Annotated in this window: 18 protein-coding genes; 12 read left to right on the top strand and 6 right to left on the bottom strand. The window is 64.4% G+C overall.

Annotated elements, in window-relative coordinates; translation table 11 throughout:
• From yidD to rpmH, 3 genes are read right to left on the bottom strand one after another with little or no spacing between them, the layout of a single operon-like run.
• Positions 1 to 267, bottom strand: a complete 267-nt coding sequence (gene yidD, locus CU669_RS02070; protein ID WP_112142118.1) for a membrane protein insertion efficiency factor YidD — start codon at positions 265 to 267, stop codon at positions 1 to 3.
• On the bottom strand, positions 264 to 662 hold the full coding sequence (gene rnpA, locus CU669_RS02065; protein ID WP_112142117.1) for a ribonuclease P protein component: 399 nt from the start codon (positions 660 to 662) through the stop codon (positions 264 to 266). Before rnpA ends, yidD begins: the two co-directional genes overlap by 4 nt.
• 15 nt (positions 663 to 677) lie before the next feature.
• A complete protein-coding gene (gene rpmH, locus CU669_RS02060) occupies positions 678 to 812 on the bottom strand; it encodes a 50S ribosomal protein L34 (RefSeq protein ID WP_112142116.1) in 135 nt (44 codons plus the stop codon).
• A gap of 114 nt (positions 813 to 926) precedes the next feature.
• Here rpmH and CU669_RS02055 point away from each other — a divergent pair, with 114 nt between their 5' ends.
• On the top strand, positions 927 to 1,697 hold the full coding sequence (locus CU669_RS02055) for a methyltransferase domain-containing protein (RefSeq protein ID WP_112142115.1): 771 nt from the start codon (positions 927 to 929) through the stop codon (positions 1,695 to 1,697).
• A 129-nt stretch (positions 1,698 to 1,826) separates the two neighbouring features.
• Here CU669_RS02055 and CU669_RS02050 read toward each other — a convergent pair whose 3' ends face one another.
• Positions 1,827 to 3,032 (bottom strand): class I SAM-dependent rRNA methyltransferase, encoded by a 1,206-nt coding sequence (locus CU669_RS02050; RefSeq protein ID WP_112142114.1) that lies wholly within the window; start codon positions 3,030 to 3,032, stop codon positions 1,827 to 1,829.
• 250 nt (positions 3,033 to 3,282) lie between these two features.
• Here CU669_RS02050 and ccoN point away from each other — a divergent pair, with 250 nt between their 5' ends.
• The 11 genes from ccoN to panC all read left to right on the top strand — a co-directional run bounded on the left by ccoN (position 3,283) and on the right by panC (position 13,698).
• Positions 3,283 to 4,719: a cytochrome-c oxidase, cbb3-type subunit I gene (gene ccoN / locus CU669_RS02045; protein ID WP_112142113.1), complete on the top strand. Its 1,437-nt coding sequence runs from the start codon at positions 3,283 to 3,285 to the stop codon at positions 4,717 to 4,719.
• Between the two features lie 13 nt (positions 4,720 to 4,732).
• Positions 4,733 to 5,473 (top strand): cytochrome-c oxidase, cbb3-type subunit II, encoded by a 741-nt coding sequence (ccoO, locus tag CU669_RS02040; RefSeq protein ID WP_112142112.1) that lies wholly within the window; start codon positions 4,733 to 4,735, stop codon positions 5,471 to 5,473.
• A 12-nt stretch (positions 5,474 to 5,485) separates the two neighbouring features.
• Positions 5,486 to 5,647: a cbb3-type cytochrome oxidase subunit 3 gene (locus CU669_RS02035; protein ID WP_112142111.1), complete on the top strand. Its 162-nt coding sequence runs from the start codon at positions 5,486 to 5,488 to the stop codon at positions 5,645 to 5,647.
• Between the two features lie 2 nt (positions 5,648 to 5,649).
• On the top strand, positions 5,650 to 6,516 hold the full coding sequence (ccoP, locus tag CU669_RS02030; RefSeq protein ID WP_112142110.1) for a cytochrome-c oxidase, cbb3-type subunit III: 867 nt from the start codon (positions 5,650 to 5,652) through the stop codon (positions 6,514 to 6,516).
• A gap of 250 nt (positions 6,517 to 6,766) precedes the next feature.
• On the top strand, positions 6,767 to 8,227 hold the full coding sequence (ccoG, locus tag CU669_RS02025; protein ID WP_112142109.1) for a cytochrome c oxidase accessory protein CcoG: 1,461 nt from the start codon (positions 6,767 to 6,769) through the stop codon (positions 8,225 to 8,227).
• Positions 8,228 to 8,233: 6 nt separating this feature from the next.
• On the top strand, positions 8,234 to 8,716 hold the full coding sequence (locus CU669_RS02020) for a FixH family protein (protein ID WP_112142108.1): 483 nt from the start codon (positions 8,234 to 8,236) through the stop codon (positions 8,714 to 8,716).
• Complete coding sequence (locus CU669_RS02015; protein WP_112142107.1) at positions 8,713 to 11,061, top strand: heavy metal translocating P-type ATPase metal-binding domain-containing protein; 2,349 nt, start codon at positions 8,713 to 8,715, stop codon at positions 11,059 to 11,061. Before CU669_RS02020 ends, CU669_RS02015 begins: the two co-directional genes overlap by 4 nt.
• A gap of 13 nt (positions 11,062 to 11,074) precedes the next feature.
• Complete coding sequence (gene ccoS / locus CU669_RS02010; RefSeq protein ID WP_112142106.1) at positions 11,075 to 11,236, top strand: cbb3-type cytochrome oxidase assembly protein CcoS; 162 nt, start codon at positions 11,075 to 11,077, stop codon at positions 11,234 to 11,236.
• Between the two features lie 21 nt (positions 11,237 to 11,257).
• On the top strand, positions 11,258 to 12,001 hold the full coding sequence (locus CU669_RS02005) for a cyclic nucleotide-binding domain-containing protein (RefSeq protein WP_112142105.1): 744 nt from the start codon (positions 11,258 to 11,260) through the stop codon (positions 11,999 to 12,001).
• 18 nt (positions 12,002 to 12,019) lie between these two features.
• A complete protein-coding gene (gene panB / locus CU669_RS02000) occupies positions 12,020 to 12,844 on the top strand; it encodes a 3-methyl-2-oxobutanoate hydroxymethyltransferase (RefSeq protein WP_112142104.1) in 825 nt (274 codons plus the stop codon).
• Entirely contained in the window at positions 12,841 to 13,698 is an 858-nt protein-coding gene (panC, locus tag CU669_RS01995; protein ID WP_112142103.1) for a pantoate--beta-alanine ligase, read from the top strand. Before panB ends, panC begins: the two co-directional genes overlap by 4 nt.
• Positions 13,699 to 13,755: 57 nt before the next feature.
• Here the strand turns inward: panC and ccoG (CU669_RS01990) are convergent, their stop codons facing one another.
• Both ccoG (CU669_RS01990) and CU669_RS01985 read right to left on the bottom strand, forming a co-directional pair.
• Complete coding sequence (gene ccoG, locus CU669_RS01990) at positions 13,756 to 15,201, bottom strand: cytochrome c oxidase accessory protein CcoG (RefSeq protein WP_112142102.1); 1,446 nt, start codon at positions 15,199 to 15,201, stop codon at positions 13,756 to 13,758.
• A 133-nt stretch (positions 15,202 to 15,334) separates the two neighbouring features.
• On the bottom strand, positions 15,335 to 16,711 hold the full coding sequence (locus CU669_RS01985) for an SLC13 family permease (RefSeq protein WP_112142101.1): 1,377 nt from the start codon (positions 16,709 to 16,711) through the stop codon (positions 15,335 to 15,337).
• Positions 16,712 to 16,814 lie beyond the last annotated feature (103 nt).

The following is a 16,814-nucleotide window of genomic DNA, read 5'->3' as shown; positions in this document are numbered from 1 at the left end:
CTATCCGGCATGATGATACGGCCGAGCCTTGTCGCCGCATGTCGTCTTTTCGGGAACGGGGTCGTAACCCCCGTCATTCCAGGGGTGGCAGCGGCACAGCCGCTTGGCGGCCAAGATCGATCCGCCGAGCGGCCCATGGGTGTGAATGGCGTCCATGGCATAGGACGAGCATGACGGCGTGAACCGGCAGCTCGCGGGCAGAACCGGCGAAACCAGCAATTGGTAGGCGCGGATCAAACCGCGCAAAGCCAGGCCGACGGGGTTCATGCCTCTCCCTGCGTTTCCTTGGGCGGAGTCTCGGGAACCGTCCGAAGCCCGCCAACACGTTTTAACGCGGCCTGCAAATCCTGCAAGAGAAGAGAATATGGCCGCTCCAGCGTCTCGCGACGGCCGATCACCACATAGTCCAATCCCAAGGCGGCCTGGGAGGGGAAAATCGCGTCCACCGCCGCCCTCAGGCGCCGCTTCGCGCGATTGCGGCAGACCGAGTTTCCCACCTTCTTGGAAACGGTGAAGCCGACTCGAAGCGAGTCGGCTTGCGGGTCCGTTTCCGTACCGGGCGCGGCCTGAAGGATCAGGCCCGGCGCCGCCCATTTTCGTCTCAAGGCGGCGATGCGCAGAAAATCGGCCCGTTGCTTCAGCCGATCCAGACGCGTCGCCATGGCCTTGGGACAGTCCTAGGCGGACAGCTTCTTGCGGCCCTGGCGGCGGCGATTGTTGATGACCCGGCGGCCGCCGACGGTCGCCATGCGAGCGCGGAAGCCGTGGCGGCGGGCGCGGACGATCTTGCTCGGCTGAAAGGTACGCTTCACGGGAATTCTCCGATACGAACGGGACTTGAAAACGAGCGGACGTGTATAAGGCCACGCGACAACAGAGTCAATGCACGGTTATCATGGCATTCCCCAATCTCACGGAGCGCCCCCATGGCCTGGGATCCCAAGCTGTATTCCGCCTTCGCCCAGCCCCGGCTGCGCCCCGCCTTGGACATGATGAGCCGTATCGAAACCGAGTCTCCCTCCCGGGTGGTCGATCTCGGCTGCGGCACCGGCAATATCACCCGCCTGCTCAAGCAGCGCTGGCCGGGCGCCCAGGTGACCGGAATCGATTCCTCGCCGGAGATGCTGGCGACCGCCCGCGACGGCGGTGGCGGCGTCGCGTACCATTTGGGCGACATGGGGGCGTGGCGGGCCGAAGGCCCCGTGGACGTGCTGTTCTCCAATGCCGCCCTGCATTGGTTGGGCGGCCACGACACCCTGTTTCCCCGCCTGATGTCCATGGTGGCGCCGGGCGGCACCCTGGCGGTGCAGGTGCCCCACAACCACTATGCCGCCTCCCACGCCCTGATGGCCGAGGCGGCGGCGGCCGGGCCGTGGCGCGACGTGCTGTCGCCCCTGGCCGGGCGCTTTCCGGTGGGTGAGCCTTCCTTATATTACGACCTGCTGTCGCCCCTGGCCGCGTCGCTGGATATCTGGGAGACCGAATACCTCCACGTGCTGGAGGGCGACAACCCGGTGGTGGCCTGGACCATGGGCACGGCGCTCAGGCCGCTGCTGGCGGCGGTGGAGAATAATCCCGAATGGCGGGACGGCTTCCTGGCCGACTATTCCGCCCGCATCGCCCAAGCCTACCGGCCGCGTTCCGACGGCAAGACCCTGCTGCCGTTCCGGCGGCTGTTCATGGTGGCACGGCGCTGAAAGAGCGGGCTGGAAGCCCGCGCTCCGGAACACGACACGGAGCGCGGCCGCAGTTAAGGTCGGAGCGCGGCCGTCCCGGCCGCAGTTAAGGTCGGAGCGCGGCCGTCCCGGCCGCAGGGAGGGGGCGCCTCAATCCAGTTGCAGCACCATGGATTTGAGATAGGCGCTTTCCGGCAGCAGCGGGTGCAGGGGATGGTCGGGCGCCGCGCCCGCCAGCCGCAGAATCCGGCCAGACCGACCGGCGAGGTGGATTCCGTGGCTGATTTCCTCGGCGAATTGCTCGGCCGGCATGTGATGCGAGCACGACGCGCAGAACAGGAAACCGCCCGGTTCCACCAAGGCGGCGGCGAGGCGGGCCATCTTGCGATAGCCCTTGGCGCCCGCCCCCAGATCCTTCTTGGATTTGACGAAGGCGGGCGGATCGGTGATCACCACGCCGAAGCGCTCGCCCGCGGCGGCCAGTCGTTCTAACTCGGCGAAGGCCTCGGCGCGGACGGTCTCGACGGTGACGCCGTTGAGCGCCGCCGCCCGCTTGGCCAGGTCCAGCGATTGCTCCGAACGGTCCACCGCGATGGTCTCGGCGGCACCGGCCATGGCGGCGGCGATGGCGAAGCCGCCCGCATAGGTATAGACGTCCAGCACCCGGCGGCCCTTGGCCAGCCGGGCCATGAAGGCGCGGTTGTCGCGCTGGTCGAAGAACCAGCCGGTCTTCTGGCCGTCAGCCAGATCGGCGACGAAGCGGCAACCATTCTCCACCAATTCCACCGGCCCGGTGATCTCGCCCGACAACACCCGGTGGTCCAACTCCAGGCCTTCTAGCTTGCGAACCGGGCTGTCATTGATCAGCACCACCGCCTTGGGGGCCAGCACCTGGGCAAAGGCCGCCGTCAGATCGGGCAACAGGCGCTCCATGCCCGCGGTATTGGTTTGGACCGCCAGCACGTCGCCATAGCGATCGACGATCAGGCCGGGCAGTTGATCCGCCTCGGAATGAATCAGGCGATAATAAGGAGCGTCGAACAGGGTGTCGCGCAGCGCCACGGCGGCGCCCAGGCGGGCGGCGAGGAAGTCCGCGTCCACCGTGTCGGCGGCGCGGCGCGACAGCACCCTGGCCGCGATCAGCGAATGGGGATTGAAGGTGGCGACGCCCAGCTTCTCGTCACCGGCATCCACCAGGGTGACGAGGCTGCCCGGCGGCAAGGCCTTGGCCTCCGGCGTCATCTCGATTTCATTGGAGAACACCCAGGGATGGCCCGCCCGCAGCCGCTTCGAGCGGCCCTTGGCGAGACGGAGCAGAGGGCGGGTGGTGGGGGAGTCGGGGATTGCTTGTGTCATGGGCGGCACTTTAGGGCCCTGCGCGGCCGTCGCCAAGGGCGGAAAGATTCAAAGTTTCCAATCGTGCAGCATCTCTAAAATTTTCTGTCTTTGATGTATATCAATGGCGGACTGCCCGGCAGTCTGCATAGTGCGCACGCTTGGAGCATAGAACCGTCCGGCCGACCATCGGCTCCGGGGGCATGGTGTCGCCATGGATCCGGCTGGACGCTTCAGGTTGACCCTTTTCCGGTCGAAACAGGAGTTCGGCATGAGCATCAATACCGAAGCCACGCCCTATTGCGAAGACGTGATCAAGAAGTTCGCGATCGCGGCTGTGTTCTGGGGCGTTATCGGCTTCCTGGCGGGCGATTTCATCGCTTGGCAGTTGGCCTTACCCGTTCTGAACCTTGATCTTGAGTGGACGTCGTTCGGGCGCTTGCGTCCGGTGCACACCTCCGCGGTGATCTTCGCGTTCGGCGGCAACGTTCTTTTCGCCACCTCGCTGTACATCGTGCAGCGCACCAGCCGCGCCAGCCTGTTCGGCGGCAACGGCCTGGGCGGTTTCATTTTCTACGGCTTCCAGTCCTTCATCGTGCTGGCGGCGCTGTCCTACGTCCTGGGCTTCTCCCAGGGCCAGGAATACGCCGAGCCGGAATGGGCCCTCGACCTCTATCTGACGGTCATCTGGGTCGCTTACCTGATCGCCTTCGCGGGCACGATCATGAAGCGCAAGGAACCCCACATCTATGTGGCCAACTGGTTCTTCTTCGCGATGATCCTGACCATCGCGATGCTGCACCTGGGCAACAACATCGCCATTCCGGTGTCGCTCACCAAGAGCTACAACGTGTTCGGCGGCGTGCAGAACGCCATGACCCAGTGGTGGTATGGCCATAATGCGGTGGGCTTCTTCCTGACCGCCGGCTTCCTCGGCATCATGTACTACTTCGTGCCGAAGCGTGCCGAGCGTCCGGTCTATTCGTACCGTCTGTCGATCGTGCACTTCTGGGCGCTGATCTTCCTGTACATCTGGGCCGGTCCGCACCACCTGCACTACACCGCCCTGCCCGATTGGGCGCAGACCCTTGGCATGACCTTCTCGGTGATGCTGTGGATGCCCTCCTGGGGCGGCATGATCAACGGCCTGATGACCCTGTCGGGTGCCTGGGACAAGCTGCGGACCGATCCGGTCATGCGTTTCCTGGTCTCCTCGGTGGCGTTCTACGGCATGTCGACCTTCGAAGGTCCGATGATGTCCATCAAGGCGGTGAACTCCCTGTCGCACTACACCGACTGGGGTATCGGCCACGTGCACTCCGGTGCCCTGGGCTGGGTCGCTTTCGTCTCCTTCGGCGCTCTGTACCACTTGATCCCCAAGCTGTGGGGCCGCAAGGAACTGTACTCGCTGAAGCTGGTCGGCGTTCACTTCTGGGTCGCCACCATCGGCATCGTGCTCTACATCACCGCGATGTGGATCTCGGGCATCATGCAGGGCCTCATGTGGCGTGCGTATGATAACCTGGGCTTCCTCCAGTACTCGTTCATCGAAACTGTGGAAGCGATGCGTCCTTACTACGTCATCCGCGCTCTCGGCGGCCTGCTCTTCGTGATCGGCTCGCTGGTGATGGTCTATAACGTCTACAAGACCATCAAGGGCGACGTTGCTGACGAGGCGCTCTCGCCCGCCGCCAGCGGCGCTCGCTGAGGAGACCCGAGCCATGTTCAAGCATCACGCAAAACTCGAAACCAACATCTTTTTCCTGGCTGTCGGCATCCTTCTCACGATCGTCGTCGGTGGTCTGGTTGAAGTCATTCCGCTGTTCTCGATCGAATCCACGATCGAGAAGGTGGACGGCGTTCGTCCCTACACTCCCCTGGAGCTGGCGGGTCGCAACATCTATATCCGCGAAGGCTGCTACAACTGCCACAGCCAGATGATCCGTCCGTTCAAGGACGAGGTCGAACGCTATGGTCACTACAGCCTCGCGGCTGAGTCCAAGTACGATCACCCCTTCCAGTGGGGCTCGAAGCGTACCGGTCCGGATCTGGCCCGCGTTGGTGGCAAGTACACCGACGATTGGCAGGTTCGCCACCTCATCAACCCGCGTGACGTGGTCCCCGGATCCATCATGCCGGGCTACAAGCATCTGGTCCGCAAGTTGGACTATGCCGACATCGGCTCTCACCTGAAGGTGAACCGCCTGGTCGGCGTGCCCTACACGGACGCTCAGATCGCCAGTGCCAAGAAAGACCTTGAAGAGCAGGTGTTCGCCGATCCGGCTGCCAAGCCGGCCGTCGCCGCCAGCTACCCCAAGGCCAATATCGGCAAGGCCAGCATCAGCTTGACGAACGCCGATCCCAAGGCGGTCACCGAGATGGATGCCCTGGTGGCGTATCTGCAGGTGCTTGGAACGATGGTCGACTTCAAGACCGTCGATGAAAAGGCGATCCGCCGGTAAGGAGTATGGAGTTTGCTCGTCGCATTCGTCGACAACGTACTCCGTCCCTTCTGGGTACTGTGGGTGATCATGGTCTTCACGGGGATTGTTTTCTATGCCTATCGGCCGAAGAACAAGGATCGGCTGGAAGACTACGGAAACATCCCTTTGAAGGACGACAATGAGGAGCGCTAACTATGGCGACCGTTGAAAAGGACTCGGTGTCCGGTCAAAACACCACCGGGCATGAGTGGGATGGCATTAAGGAGTTGAATACTCCTTTGCCGAAGTGGTGGGTCTATGTCTTCTGGGCCACCGTCGTGTGGGCCATTGGATATTGGTTCATGTATCCGGCGTGGCCGTTGCTGAACGGCTACACCCAGGGCTCGCTGGGCTATTCGTCGCGTGGCGAACTGGCCATGGAGCTCGACGCGCAGAAGAAGGCGCGTTCGACCTGGCTGTCCAAGATCGAGGCGTCCGACACGGGCGCCATCGAAAAGGACAAGGACCTGCTGCGTTACGCCATGGCGGGTGGCAAGATCGCGTTCAATGAGAACTGCGCTCCTTGCCACGGTGCCGGTGGCGTCGGCGTCGCCGGCGCCTATCCGACCCTGGCCGATGACGAATGGCTGTGGGGCGGCACGCTGGCCGACATCGAACAGACCATCAAGTACGGCGTCCGCAACGCCAACAAGGACACCCGCGTCAGCGAGATGCCCAAGTTCGGCGTTGACGGTGTCTTGAAGGCGGACCAGATCGCCGCGGTGGCCGACTATGTCGTGTCCATGGCCAACAAGGCCCCGGCCAAGGGTTCGGCCGGCGAGACGGTCTTTGCCGAAAACTGCGCCGTTTGCCACGGCGAAGACGGCAGCGGCCAAGCTGCTCTCGGCGCGCCCGCGCTGAACAACCAGATCTGGTTGTTCGTCAAGGGCAACAAGGAGAGCGTGGCCGCCCAGGTGAACAACCCGAAGCACGGCTCCATGCCGGCTTGGGCTGAGCGTCTGGACGCCAGCACGATTAAGATGCTTGCGGTCTACGTCCATAATCTGGGCGGCGGCAAGTAAGATCTTAAGGGGGGACCAAAGGGGTGCGCTGCCCAAGCGGGCAGCGCACCCCAATGGCTTTCCGGCCCCATGAAATTCGGGTCGGACCGAAAGAAACGTTCAACATTGCCGGTTTTTCACTTATCAATCACGGCGCGTCGGGGCAGGTTTGCGTCGGCGGTGATGTCGCCCCGTGATTTAGAACACCCGAATCGGCGCGCGGACGTCTAGACTGCGTTCCTTCGGAAATCCAGCAAAGCACCCTCGCCCCATGTCCACTCCCAAGATCGACCCAACCTTGAAGAAACCGGCATCCGGCGATGGCGGTGGCCCGCTGTATGCCGAAACGGTGATGATTCATCCCCGCACGGTCAAAGGCATCTTCCGGACTTGGAAATGGGCGGCCATGGCCGTTCTGTTGGCCATTTACCATATCGGTCCGTTCTTGCGGTGGGATCGCGGGCCGGGTGCTCCCAATCAGGCCATCCTGGCCGACATGGCGGGGCGCCGCGGCTATTTCTTCTTCCTGGAGATCTGGCCGCAGGAGGTCTACTACATCACCGGCCTGCTGTTCATCGCCGCCATCTCGCTGTTTTTCATGAGCTCGCTGGCCGGTCGGGTCTGGTGCGGTTTCCTGTGCTTCCAAACCGTCTATACCGATCTGTTCATGTTCGTCGAGCGTCTGGTCGTGGGCGACCGGGCCAAGCGCATGGCCATGGACCGCGCGCCCTGGTCGGCCGACAAACTGGCCAAGAAGGTGGTGATCAACTTGGTTTGGCTGGTGATCGCGCTGTCGTGCGGCGTCGGCTTCACCCTTTATTTCGGCGATGCGCCGACCATGCTGGTGGATATCTTCACCGGCAACGAAAGCTCGGCGGTCTATAGCGCCATCGGCGTGGTGGGCGGTGCTTGTTTCCTGTTGGCGGGTTATGCCCGCGAGCAGGTCTGCCTCTATATGTGCCCCTATTCCCGCTTCCAATCGGCCATGTTCGACGAGCACTCGCTGATCGTCACCTATCAGGACTGGCGGGGCGAACCCAGGAAGCCCGCGCGCAAGACCGAGACCTTCGATAATCGCGGCCATTGCATCGATTGCAAGATGTGCGTCACCGCCTGCCCCACCGGCATCGATATCCGCGACGGCATCCAGATGGCCTGCATCGGCTGCGCGCTCTGCATCGACGCCTGCAACACCATGATGGACAAGTTCAAGCTGCCGCGCGACCTGATCGTGTGGGATTCCATCTCCAACGTCGCCGCCCATGCCAAGGGCGAGCCGGGCAAGGTGCGGCTGATCCGGCCGCGCACCATCGTCTATACCGTGCTGATCACCCTGGTGGGCAGCCTGATCGTCGGTTCGCTGGCATCGCGGGCGACCACGGAGGTGAAGGTCATTCACGAACGTTCGCCGCTTTATGTCCAGATGTCGGACGGGTCCATCCGCAACGGCTATGTGGTCAAGGTGTCCAACATGGTCCGCGAGGATCGCGGCTATGAATTGGAGGTCCAGGGGATCGAGGGCGCCAGCCTGAGCGTCATCGGCGGCGAGGCCAGCGGCGCCAAGGCGCATCTGACCATCGCGCCCGATGCCATCGGCACCTTCAACGTCTTCGTCAACGCGCCGGTCAACAAGCTGTCGGGCAACCGAACCTCGCTGGTCTTCGCCCTGCGCGAGGACAAGGAAGGCCACGTCACCCGCGCCGATTCCCTGTTCGCGGCACCCGAGAAGTGAGGATTCATGGCTAGCGAACGCAGACCCGGCTGGTGGTATCCCTATATCTTCGTCGCCTTCTTCGTATTGGTGATGCTGGTGAACTTCACCATGGCCTATTTCGCCACCTCCACGTTCTCGGGGTTGGCGACCGAGCGCCCCTATGAGAAGGGTCTGGCCTATAACAAGACCATCGAAGCCGTTCGCAAGCAGGACGAGATGGGCTGGACCGTCGATAACAAGGTCGAGTTGGGAGCCAATCACGGGATCCATGTCACCGTCAGCTACCGTGACCGCGACGGTCGCCCGGTGGAGGAACTGACGGTCAAGGCGCAGCTGGTGCGGCCCACCGCCAAGGGAGTCGATCGCACGGTCTCCCTGGCCCGCGTATCGCCCGGCACCTATGCCACCCACCAGGAACTTCCGCTCGAAGGTGTCTGGGACATGAGTGTCTCCGCCGAGGGCAAGGACGTTTCCTACGGACTGTCCCGTCGCCTCATCGTGCCGTGAAAGACGCGCGGACCACCACTTGCCTCCATTGCGGCGGCGCCATCCCCGAAGGGCTGGACGGCGGCTTCTGCTGTCGCGGCTGCGAGGGCGCCTATGCCCTGGTGCAGGGTCTGGGGCTGGAACAATATTACGCCCGGCGCAGCGTCGATCCCGCCGCCCGCCTGCTGCGTCCCGAGGACGGCGCCACCCAGGCCCATGATTTCACCGCCCATGTCAGCCTCGACGACAAGGGCGAGGCCAGCCTCCACCTGATGATAGAAGGCCTGCATTGCGGCGCCTGCATCTGGCTGATCGAGGCCTTGCTCACCAAGCAGACGGGCGTCACCTGGGCCCGGGTCAACATGACGACGCGGCGTCTGGTGGTCCGCTGGCGGGCCGACGAGACCGAGCCGGGCGCCATCCTGGCGCCGGTGCTGGCGGTGGGCTACCGGCTGGTGCCCTACGACCCCGAGCGGCTGGGCGACGAGACCCAACGCCAGGAGAAGGAATTGCTGCGCGCCATGGCCATCGCCGGTTTCGCCGCCGGCAATGTCATGCTGCTGTCGGTATCGGTCTGGGCCGGGCACTTTTCCTATATGGGACCGGCGACGCGGGGGTTGATGCATTGGGTCTCCGCCCTGGTGGCGCTGCCCGCCGTGGCGTGGTGCATCCGTCCCTTCGCCCGTTCCGCCGTCTCGGCGCTTCGGGCCGGGCGCACCAATATGGATGTGCCCATCACCATCGGCGTCACCCTGGCCAGCCTGATGAGCCTGTGGGAGACCATCCACGGCGGCGAATACGCCTATTTCGATTCCGCCATCACCTTGCTGTTCTTCCTGCTGATCGGGCGCTATCTGGATTCCCGTGCGCGCGGACGGGCGCGCACCACGGTGGAGCACCTGCTGGCCCTGGATGCCACGGCGGTCACGGTGCTGGACGACGACGGCACCCAGCGCCTGATGCCGCCCCACAAGGTGGCGGCGGGCGCCACGGTTCTGGTGGCGGCGGGCGAGCGTATCGGCGTCGACGGCGATATCACCGATGGGCGTTCCGACGTGGATACCGCCCTGCTGACCGGCGAGAGCGTGCCCGTCCAAGTCCAGCCGGGGACACGGGTATTCGCCGGTACCATCAATCTGTCGGCGCCGCTCCGCCTGGTGGTCGGCGCGGTGGGCGAGCGCACCTTGCTGGCCGAGATCGTGCGCATGATGGAAGTGGCGGAACAGGGCCGCGCCCGCTATGTGGCCCTGGCCGACCGGGTGTCGCGCTGGTACGCCCCGGTGGTGCATCTGGCGGCGCTGCTCACCTTCACCGGCTGGACCCTGTTCGGCGACGCTCCCTGGCAGGTGGCGCTGCTCTATGCCGTCGCCGTGCTGATCATCACCTGCCCCTGCGCCCTGGCGCTGGCGGTGCCGGTTGTCCAGGTCATCGCCTCTGGCCGCCTGCTGCGCCAGGGCATCCTGGTCAAGTCGGCCACCGCGCTGGAACGCTTCGCCGATGCCGACCACGTGGTGTTCGACAAGACCGGCACCCTGACGCTCGGCAAGCCGACCCTGGCCGAGGGCGAGTGGACCGCGGCGGATCTGGCCGAGGCGGCCTCGCTGGCCTTGGCGTCCAAGCATCCCCTGGCCCGCGCCCTGGCCGCCGCCGCACCCGCCGCTCGGCTGGCCGATGGGGTGACGGAGGTGCCGGGCCAAGGTCTTGAGATCGTATCCGGCGGCATCCGTCTCGGCAGTCGCGCCTTTGTCGGCATCGAAGACGACCAGACCGCGCTTGGGCCGGAACTGTGGCTGGCGCAGCCGGGCAGGCCGCCGCTGCGCTTCGCCTTTTCCGACGCGCCGCGCCCCGATGCGGCCCAGGTGGTCGCCGAGCTGACGCGCATGGGCCTGACGGTGGAACTGCTGTCGGGCGACCGACCGGCGACCGCTTCGGCGGTGGCGGCGCAATTGGGCATCGCCGAGTGGCGAGCGGGCTGCGCCCCGGCGGCCAAATGCGCCCGCTTGGCCGAATTGGCCGCGCAAGGCCGCAAGGTGTTGATGATCGGCGACGGCCTCAACGATGCGCCCGCCTTGGCGGCGGCCCATGTGTCCATGTCGCCGTCCTCGGCGGTGGATGTCAGCCAGACCGCCGCCGACGTGGTGTTCCAGGGCGGCCGATTGGCCCCGGTGGTGGAATGCTTGGCGGTGGCGCGGAAATCTCGTACATTAGTAAAACAGAATTTCATGCTGGCGCTGGGCTATAATATCTTCACGGTGCCCCTGGCGGTGGCGGGACTGGTGACCCCTCTCATCGCCGCGATTGCTATGTCCACCTCGTCACTGGTAGTAATTGGCAACGCTCTGCGTCTATCCCGCCGGAGAGGCTAAGCCGGAGAGGCTTTTGGACAATCTTCTGATGCTGATACCCGTGGCCCTCGGTCTGGGGTTCTTGGGGTTACTCGGTTTCCTGTGGGCCATGAAGTCCGGTCAGTTCGACGACCTGGACGGCGCCGCCCACCGCATTTTGTTCGACGACGACGACCAGCCCAAACGCAAGGTCTGAACCGTGATGGGTAGCCTGCACATGCCCCCTCTCGACTTCGAAGGACACAAGCTCGACCACGTGGCGGACCTGAAGTCGCCGCAATGCCGCAATTGCGACATCGTGCGCGAGATCGCCTTTTGCGCCGATCTGTCCCAGGACGAGGTCAAGCGATTGGCGACGGTGCGCTGCCATGCGGCGCTTCCCGCCTCCTACACCATCTTCCGCGAAGGCGACGTGGTCGATCACGTCTATTCCATCTCCAACGGCGCGGTGAAGCTGTACAAGCTGCTGTCCGACGGGCGGCGCCAGATCATCGGGTTCCTGTTTTCCGGCGATATCTTCGGCCTGGGAACCCATGACGGCTATTGCTACACGGCGGAGACCATCACGCCGACCCATCTGTGCCGCTTCACCCATCGCAAGCTGGATTCGCTGTTGGAGGAGATTCCCCGGCTGGAACGCCGGATGTTCTCCATGGCGGTGAAGGATCTGGTGGCGGCCCAGGAACAGATGCTGCTGCTGGGACGCAAGACCGCCAAGGAGAAGGTGGCCACCTTCCTGATCCAATTGTCGCTGCGGGCCGAGAAGGCGGGCATGCCCACCAGTTCGGTGGCCCTGCCCATGAGCCGCGCCGATATCGCCGATTATCTCGGCTTGACCATCGAGACGGTCAGCCGCACCTTCACCCAGTTGAAGCGCGACAATTACATCGGCCTTCCCGCATCGGGGCATTGCGTGCTGAACGATTGGCGGGCACTTAAGGATCTGGCCGAAGGCGCCTAACCGGAAAGACAGGCATCCATGAGCGTCGAAGTGAAGATCAAGCGGGTCACCACCCGTGACATCCGCGCCCGCAAGGGGGCCGAGCCCATCGTGGTGCTGACCGCCTATACCGCGCCCATCGCCCGGCTGCTGGATCCCCATTGCGATATCCTGCTGGTGGGCGATTCGCTGGGCATGGTGGTCTATGGCATGGAGACCACGCTGGGCGTCACCCTGGACATGATGATCAATCACGGCCGCGCCGTGGTGCGCTCGTCCACCCATGCCTGCGTCGTCGTCGACATGCCGTTCGGCTCCTATCAGGAAAGCCCGGAACAGGCCTTCCGCAATTGCGCCCGCGTCATGGCCGAGACCGGCTGCGCCGCCGTCAAGCTGGAGGGTGGCCGCGAGATGGCCGCGACCATCCGCTTCCTGGTCGATCGCGGCATTCCGGTCATGGCCCATGTGGGACTGAAGCCCCAGGCGGTGCACGCCGCCGGTGGCTTCCGCGCCCAGGGAAGGGTCGACGCCGAGGCCGAGGCCATCCGCGCCGACGCCCGCGCCATCGACGCCGCCGGTGCCTTCTCGGTGGTGGTGGAAGGCACGGTGGAGCCGGTGGCCCGCGCCCTGTCGGCGGAAATCGCCATTCCCACCATCGGCATCGGCGCCTCGGCCGCCTGCGACGGCCAAGTGCTGGTGATCGACGACGTGCTGGGCCTGTTCGCCGATTTCACTCCGAAATTCGTCAAGCGTTATGCCGATCTGCGCCCGATCATCACGGCGGCGGTGGAATCCTATGCCGCCGAGGTCAAGACCCGCGCCTTCCCCGGTCCGGAACACTGCTTCGGGCTTCCCAAGACGTGAGTGGCGACCTCGACATCATCCGCACGGTGGCGGACTTGCGGACCCGCGTGCGGTACTGGCGCGACCAGGGCCTTCGGGTCGCCATGGTTCCCACCATGGGGGCGCTGCACCAGGGCCATCTGTCGCTTGTCGCGAAGTCCCTGGAGAACGCCGACAGGGTGGTGGCCTCGGTCTTCGTCAATCCCACCCAGTTCGGCCCCAACGAGGATTTTTCCCGCTATCCCCGCCAGGAGGAGCGCGACGCCGAACTGCTGAATCAGGCGGGCTGCCATGTCCTGTTCGCCCCCACCGTGGCCGAGATGTATCCCGACGGCTTCGCCACCGCCATCACGGTGGCGGGAGTCTCGGAGGGCCTGTGCGGCGACGTGCGGCCCGGCCATTTCTCCGGCGTCGCCACGGTGGTGACCAAGCTGTTGCTGCAATGCCTGCCCGATGTGGCGGTGTTCGGCGAGAAGGACTATCAGCAACTGGCCGTGATCCGCCGCTTCGTGCGCGATCTGGATATTCCGGTCGCGGTACTGGGCGCGCCCACCCTGCGCGAGGATGACGGCTTGGCCATGTCGTCGCGCAACGCCTATATGAGCACGGACGAGCGCGCCGTGGCGCCCTGGCTGATCCGGGCACTGACCGGGGTGGCCGACGGCCTCAGGGCCGGGGCCAAGGCCTCGGACCTCTGCCCCAAGGCGGTGGATGGCTTGATCAAGGCCGGATTCGCCTCGGTGGATTACATGGAGGTCCGCGACGCCGAGACCCTGGCCCCCGCCGAACTGCTGGACCGGCCGGTCCGCATCCTGGTGGCCGCCCGTCTGGGCAAGACCCGCCTCATCGACAATATCGGCGTCGCGCCGCTGTAATACCGCTTGGCCGACAAAAAGACTCTTGTGGAATGCGGCCGTCCCGGCCGCCTCTCGTTACTTCTCCGGCCCGGCGAACAGGCTTTCCGTGCGCACCACCCGGCTGGGTCCGTCCAGCTCGAAGCTGACCGGCACGCTCTTGGAACCGAGCTTGGCGGCGGGCGCGGTGACATAGATGCGGAAACTGCCGACGCTGTCGCGGCTGACCTGAAGCTCGGCCTGGGTGACGCCCGAATCGCCACCAACCACGTCGATGGTGGCGCCGTCCAGGCCCTGCAGGCGCAGCTTGAAGGTCCGGTCCTCCGACTTCATGTTCAGCACCTTGTAGACATAGCCGTTGCGGATGGAGCCGTCGGACATCTGGACATAAAGCGGGGCGCGTTCGTGCAGGATGTTGACGTCCACGTCGGGACGCGAGACAAGGCGGGCCAGCATGATGGTCGCCACCAGCGCCATGATGCCGCCATAGATCAAGGTGCGCGGCCGAACGATCTTGTAGCCGGTCGAGCAGCTCTTCTCGCGGGCCTCGATATTGGTGGAGGAGTCATAGGCGATCAGGCCATGGGGCAGGCCATAGCGATCCATGACCGAATTGCAGGCGTCGATGCATAGGGCGCAGCCGATACAGGCCAGCTGATTGCCCTTGCGGATATCGATGCCGGTGGGACAGGCCTGGACGCAGGCGCGGCAATCGACGCAATGGCCTCGGCCCTCGAAGCTCTGGCCCTTCATGGCCGGTTCGCCCTTGCCGCCGCGCCATGCCTCGTAGGTGACGATCAGCGAATGCTCGTCGAACATGGCGGACTGGAAGCGCGAATAGGGGCACAGATAGACGCAGACCCGCTCGCGGGCATAGCCGGCCAGCAGGAAGCAGAAACCGCCGCTCACCAGGATGGTACCATAGGCGGCGGTGGAGGCCTTGCCGGTGAAGATGTCGCGGATCATCTCGAAGGCGTCGCCGAACCACAAGGTGAAGCCGATTCCGCAGGCCAGCGAAATGACGATCCACGACAGGTTGACCAGGGCGGTCTTGGCCAGCTTGGAGGCCGACCACGGCTGGCGGTCAAAGGCGATGCGGGCGTTGCGGTCGCCGACGATCTGCTTTTCCATCCAGACGAACAGGTCGGTATAGACGGTTTGCCAACAGATGAAGCCGCACCACACCCGCCCGGCCACCGCGCTCATCAGGAACAGAGCAATGGCGGCGATGGCCAGAATGCCGGTCAGGTAATAGACCTCCTGCGGCCAGATCTCGATGAACAGGAAATAGGCCCGGCGGCCTGGCATATCGATCAGGATGGCCTGGTCGGGAGCACCCGGCCCCCGGTCCCAGCGCAGAAAGGGGGCCAGATGCCACCACGCCAGGGTCAGGGTCATGGCCCACCATTTCAAGGAGCGGAAGACTCCCTTTACGGCGCGGGGATAGGCCTTGCCGGTTTCCATGTAGACGGGCACTTCGCCCTTGTGCAAGGGGCGTGCGTCCGTGGCGGCCGAGCTGTCCATGGCTTCTGTTCCCGAATTTATATTAGACTAAGACAATATGAAATTCGGATGGAAAAGTCTCGGACGAATCGCACATGCGGGGTCTGCGCCGCCCTGTGTGAGTAAGTCACTTACCAGATCGGTCTCCCGATGTTCAAATCCATCCGAGCAGGCGCCACCACAAGAAGTCCAGCGGCAACAGGACGAAGATGGTGATGCCCCCCAGCCACAGGCACATGGTCTGTGCGGGGCCGAGCCGCTCGCCCCCCAACTGCATGGCCACCACCAGCGGCGCTGATTCATAGGGCAGGATGGGATTGGAGAAGCCCAGAACCTGGCTCATCAGCACCGCTTCGATGGGCAGGCCCGACGCCTTGGCCATCTCTCCCGCCAGGGGAGTCAGCACCGCTGGCGCGCCGGGCAGGGTGGTGAACATGGCCACCACGGTGGACATGGCGGCAAGGCTGGCGAAATTGGTGGCGGCATGGCCGGGTTCCAACGGCAGGACGGTCAGGATGGCCTGGGCCAGCAAGGCCCCCAATCCGGATTTGTCCACAACCGCACCCAGGCCGAGAATGCCCGCCACATAGAACATCGATGCGAAATTGATTTGTTCGTTGAAGGCTTTGCGCCCCACCAGCCCGATACCCGGCATTAACAGGATGGCGCCGCCCGCCATGCTGATCCAGGCTGGGCTGACATGATGGAGGAAGTCCGTGGCCCACAGCAGCAATGCGGCGCCCAGAAGCAACGACAATTGCCGTTCGGCGGCGGTGACGGGGCCAAGCGCCTTGATGGCCTCCTCCACGGGCTTGGGGGTGTCGGGCCACAATTTGATGATCAGCGGAATCATGACCGCCGTCTTTAGAAAGCCCAGCACCGGGAAATGCAGCAGCAAATACTGACCATAGCTGGGGGTGTAGTGCCACAGGGTCTCGGCCGCGCCCACCAGCACCAGATTGGGAACATTTGCCGGGAGAATGGAAAATGTCGGCACATGGCAGCCCAGGGCGGCGGCCAGCACCACACCGAGATGACCGTTTGAACCCGGCTTGAAACCGTAATGGGCGGCGAGACTGAGCGCGATGGGCATCAACAGGATGGCGCGCCCCATGGAGGACGGCATCAGGAAGCCCATGGTGACCCCCACCAGGGTCACGCCGGTGATGACGCCCCCATAGGTGCCGCCGAAGGCGCGGCTCAGCCGGGTGGCGATGCGCTCGCCCAGGCCGGTGCTCTTGACCGCCACACCCATGACGAGACCGCCGAAGATCAGCCACAACGCGGCCGATTCGAACCCCCCGAACACCACCGAGGCGGGCGCCACCTTCAACAACATCGCGGCGGTGAAGAAGAACACCGCCGTGATGGGTTCGGGGATCACACTGGTGGCCCAAAGGCCGATGGCGGCGATAACCAGCGCCAGCGCCCGGCTCTCCTCCGAGCTCAGCGGCTGGATGACCAGGACGGCGAGGCCGCCGACCAACGCGAGCCACGCAACCAGCCGAGGAAAAGTCAGGGAATGGAACATGATGGCCTGCCGGTCAGGGATTGTTTTCGTATTTCATGTTACGTGATACGTTATTCCGGTTTGCACCGAATCGCAAGCTCGTTCAGGATCGACCAAACGACAA

Source organism: Paramagnetospirillum kuznetsovii (assembly GCF_003284725.1).
Lineage (GTDB): Bacteria > Pseudomonadota > Alphaproteobacteria > Rhodospirillales > Magnetospirillaceae > Phaeospirillum > Phaeospirillum kuznetsovii.
This window is presented reverse-complemented; position numbering and strand designations above follow the sequence as displayed.

Coding starts and splice junctions, on each gene's coding strand:
- yidD (WP_112142118.1), bottom strand. CDS start 267: ATGAACCCCGTCGGCCTGGCTTTGCGCGGTTTGATCCGCGCCTACCAA.
- rnpA (WP_112142117.1), bottom strand. CDS start 662: ATGGCGACGCGTCTGGATCGGCTGAAGCAACGGGCCGATTTTCTGCGC.
- CU669_RS02055 (WP_112142115.1), top strand. CDS start 927: ATGGCCTGGGATCCCAAGCTGTATTCCGCCTTCGCCCAGCCCCGGCTG.
- CU669_RS02050 (WP_112142114.1), bottom strand. CDS start 3,032: ATGACACAAGCAATCCCCGACTCCCCCACCACCCGCCCTCTGCTCCGT.
- ccoN (WP_112142113.1), top strand. CDS start 3,283: ATGAGCATCAATACCGAAGCCACGCCCTATTGCGAAGACGTGATCAAG.
- ccoO (WP_112142112.1), top strand. CDS start 4,733: ATGTTCAAGCATCACGCAAAACTCGAAACCAACATCTTTTTCCTGGCT.
- ccoP (WP_112142110.1), top strand. CDS start 5,650: ATGGCGACCGTTGAAAAGGACTCGGTGTCCGGTCAAAACACCACCGGG.
- ccoG (WP_112142109.1), top strand. CDS start 6,767: ATGTCCACTCCCAAGATCGACCCAACCTTGAAGAAACCGGCATCCGGC.
- CU669_RS02020 (WP_112142108.1), top strand. CDS start 8,234: ATGGCTAGCGAACGCAGACCCGGCTGGTGGTATCCCTATATCTTCGTC.
- CU669_RS02005 (WP_112142105.1), top strand. CDS start 11,258: ATGCCCCCTCTCGACTTCGAAGGACACAAGCTCGACCACGTGGCGGAC.
- panB (WP_112142104.1), top strand. CDS start 12,020: ATGAGCGTCGAAGTGAAGATCAAGCGGGTCACCACCCGTGACATCCGC.
- ccoG (WP_112142102.1), bottom strand. CDS start 15,201: ATGGACAGCTCGGCCGCCACGGACGCACGCCCCTTGCACAAGGGCGAA.
- CU669_RS01985 (WP_112142101.1), bottom strand. CDS start 16,711: ATGTTCCATTCCCTGACTTTTCCTCGGCTGGTTGCGTGGCTCGCGTTG.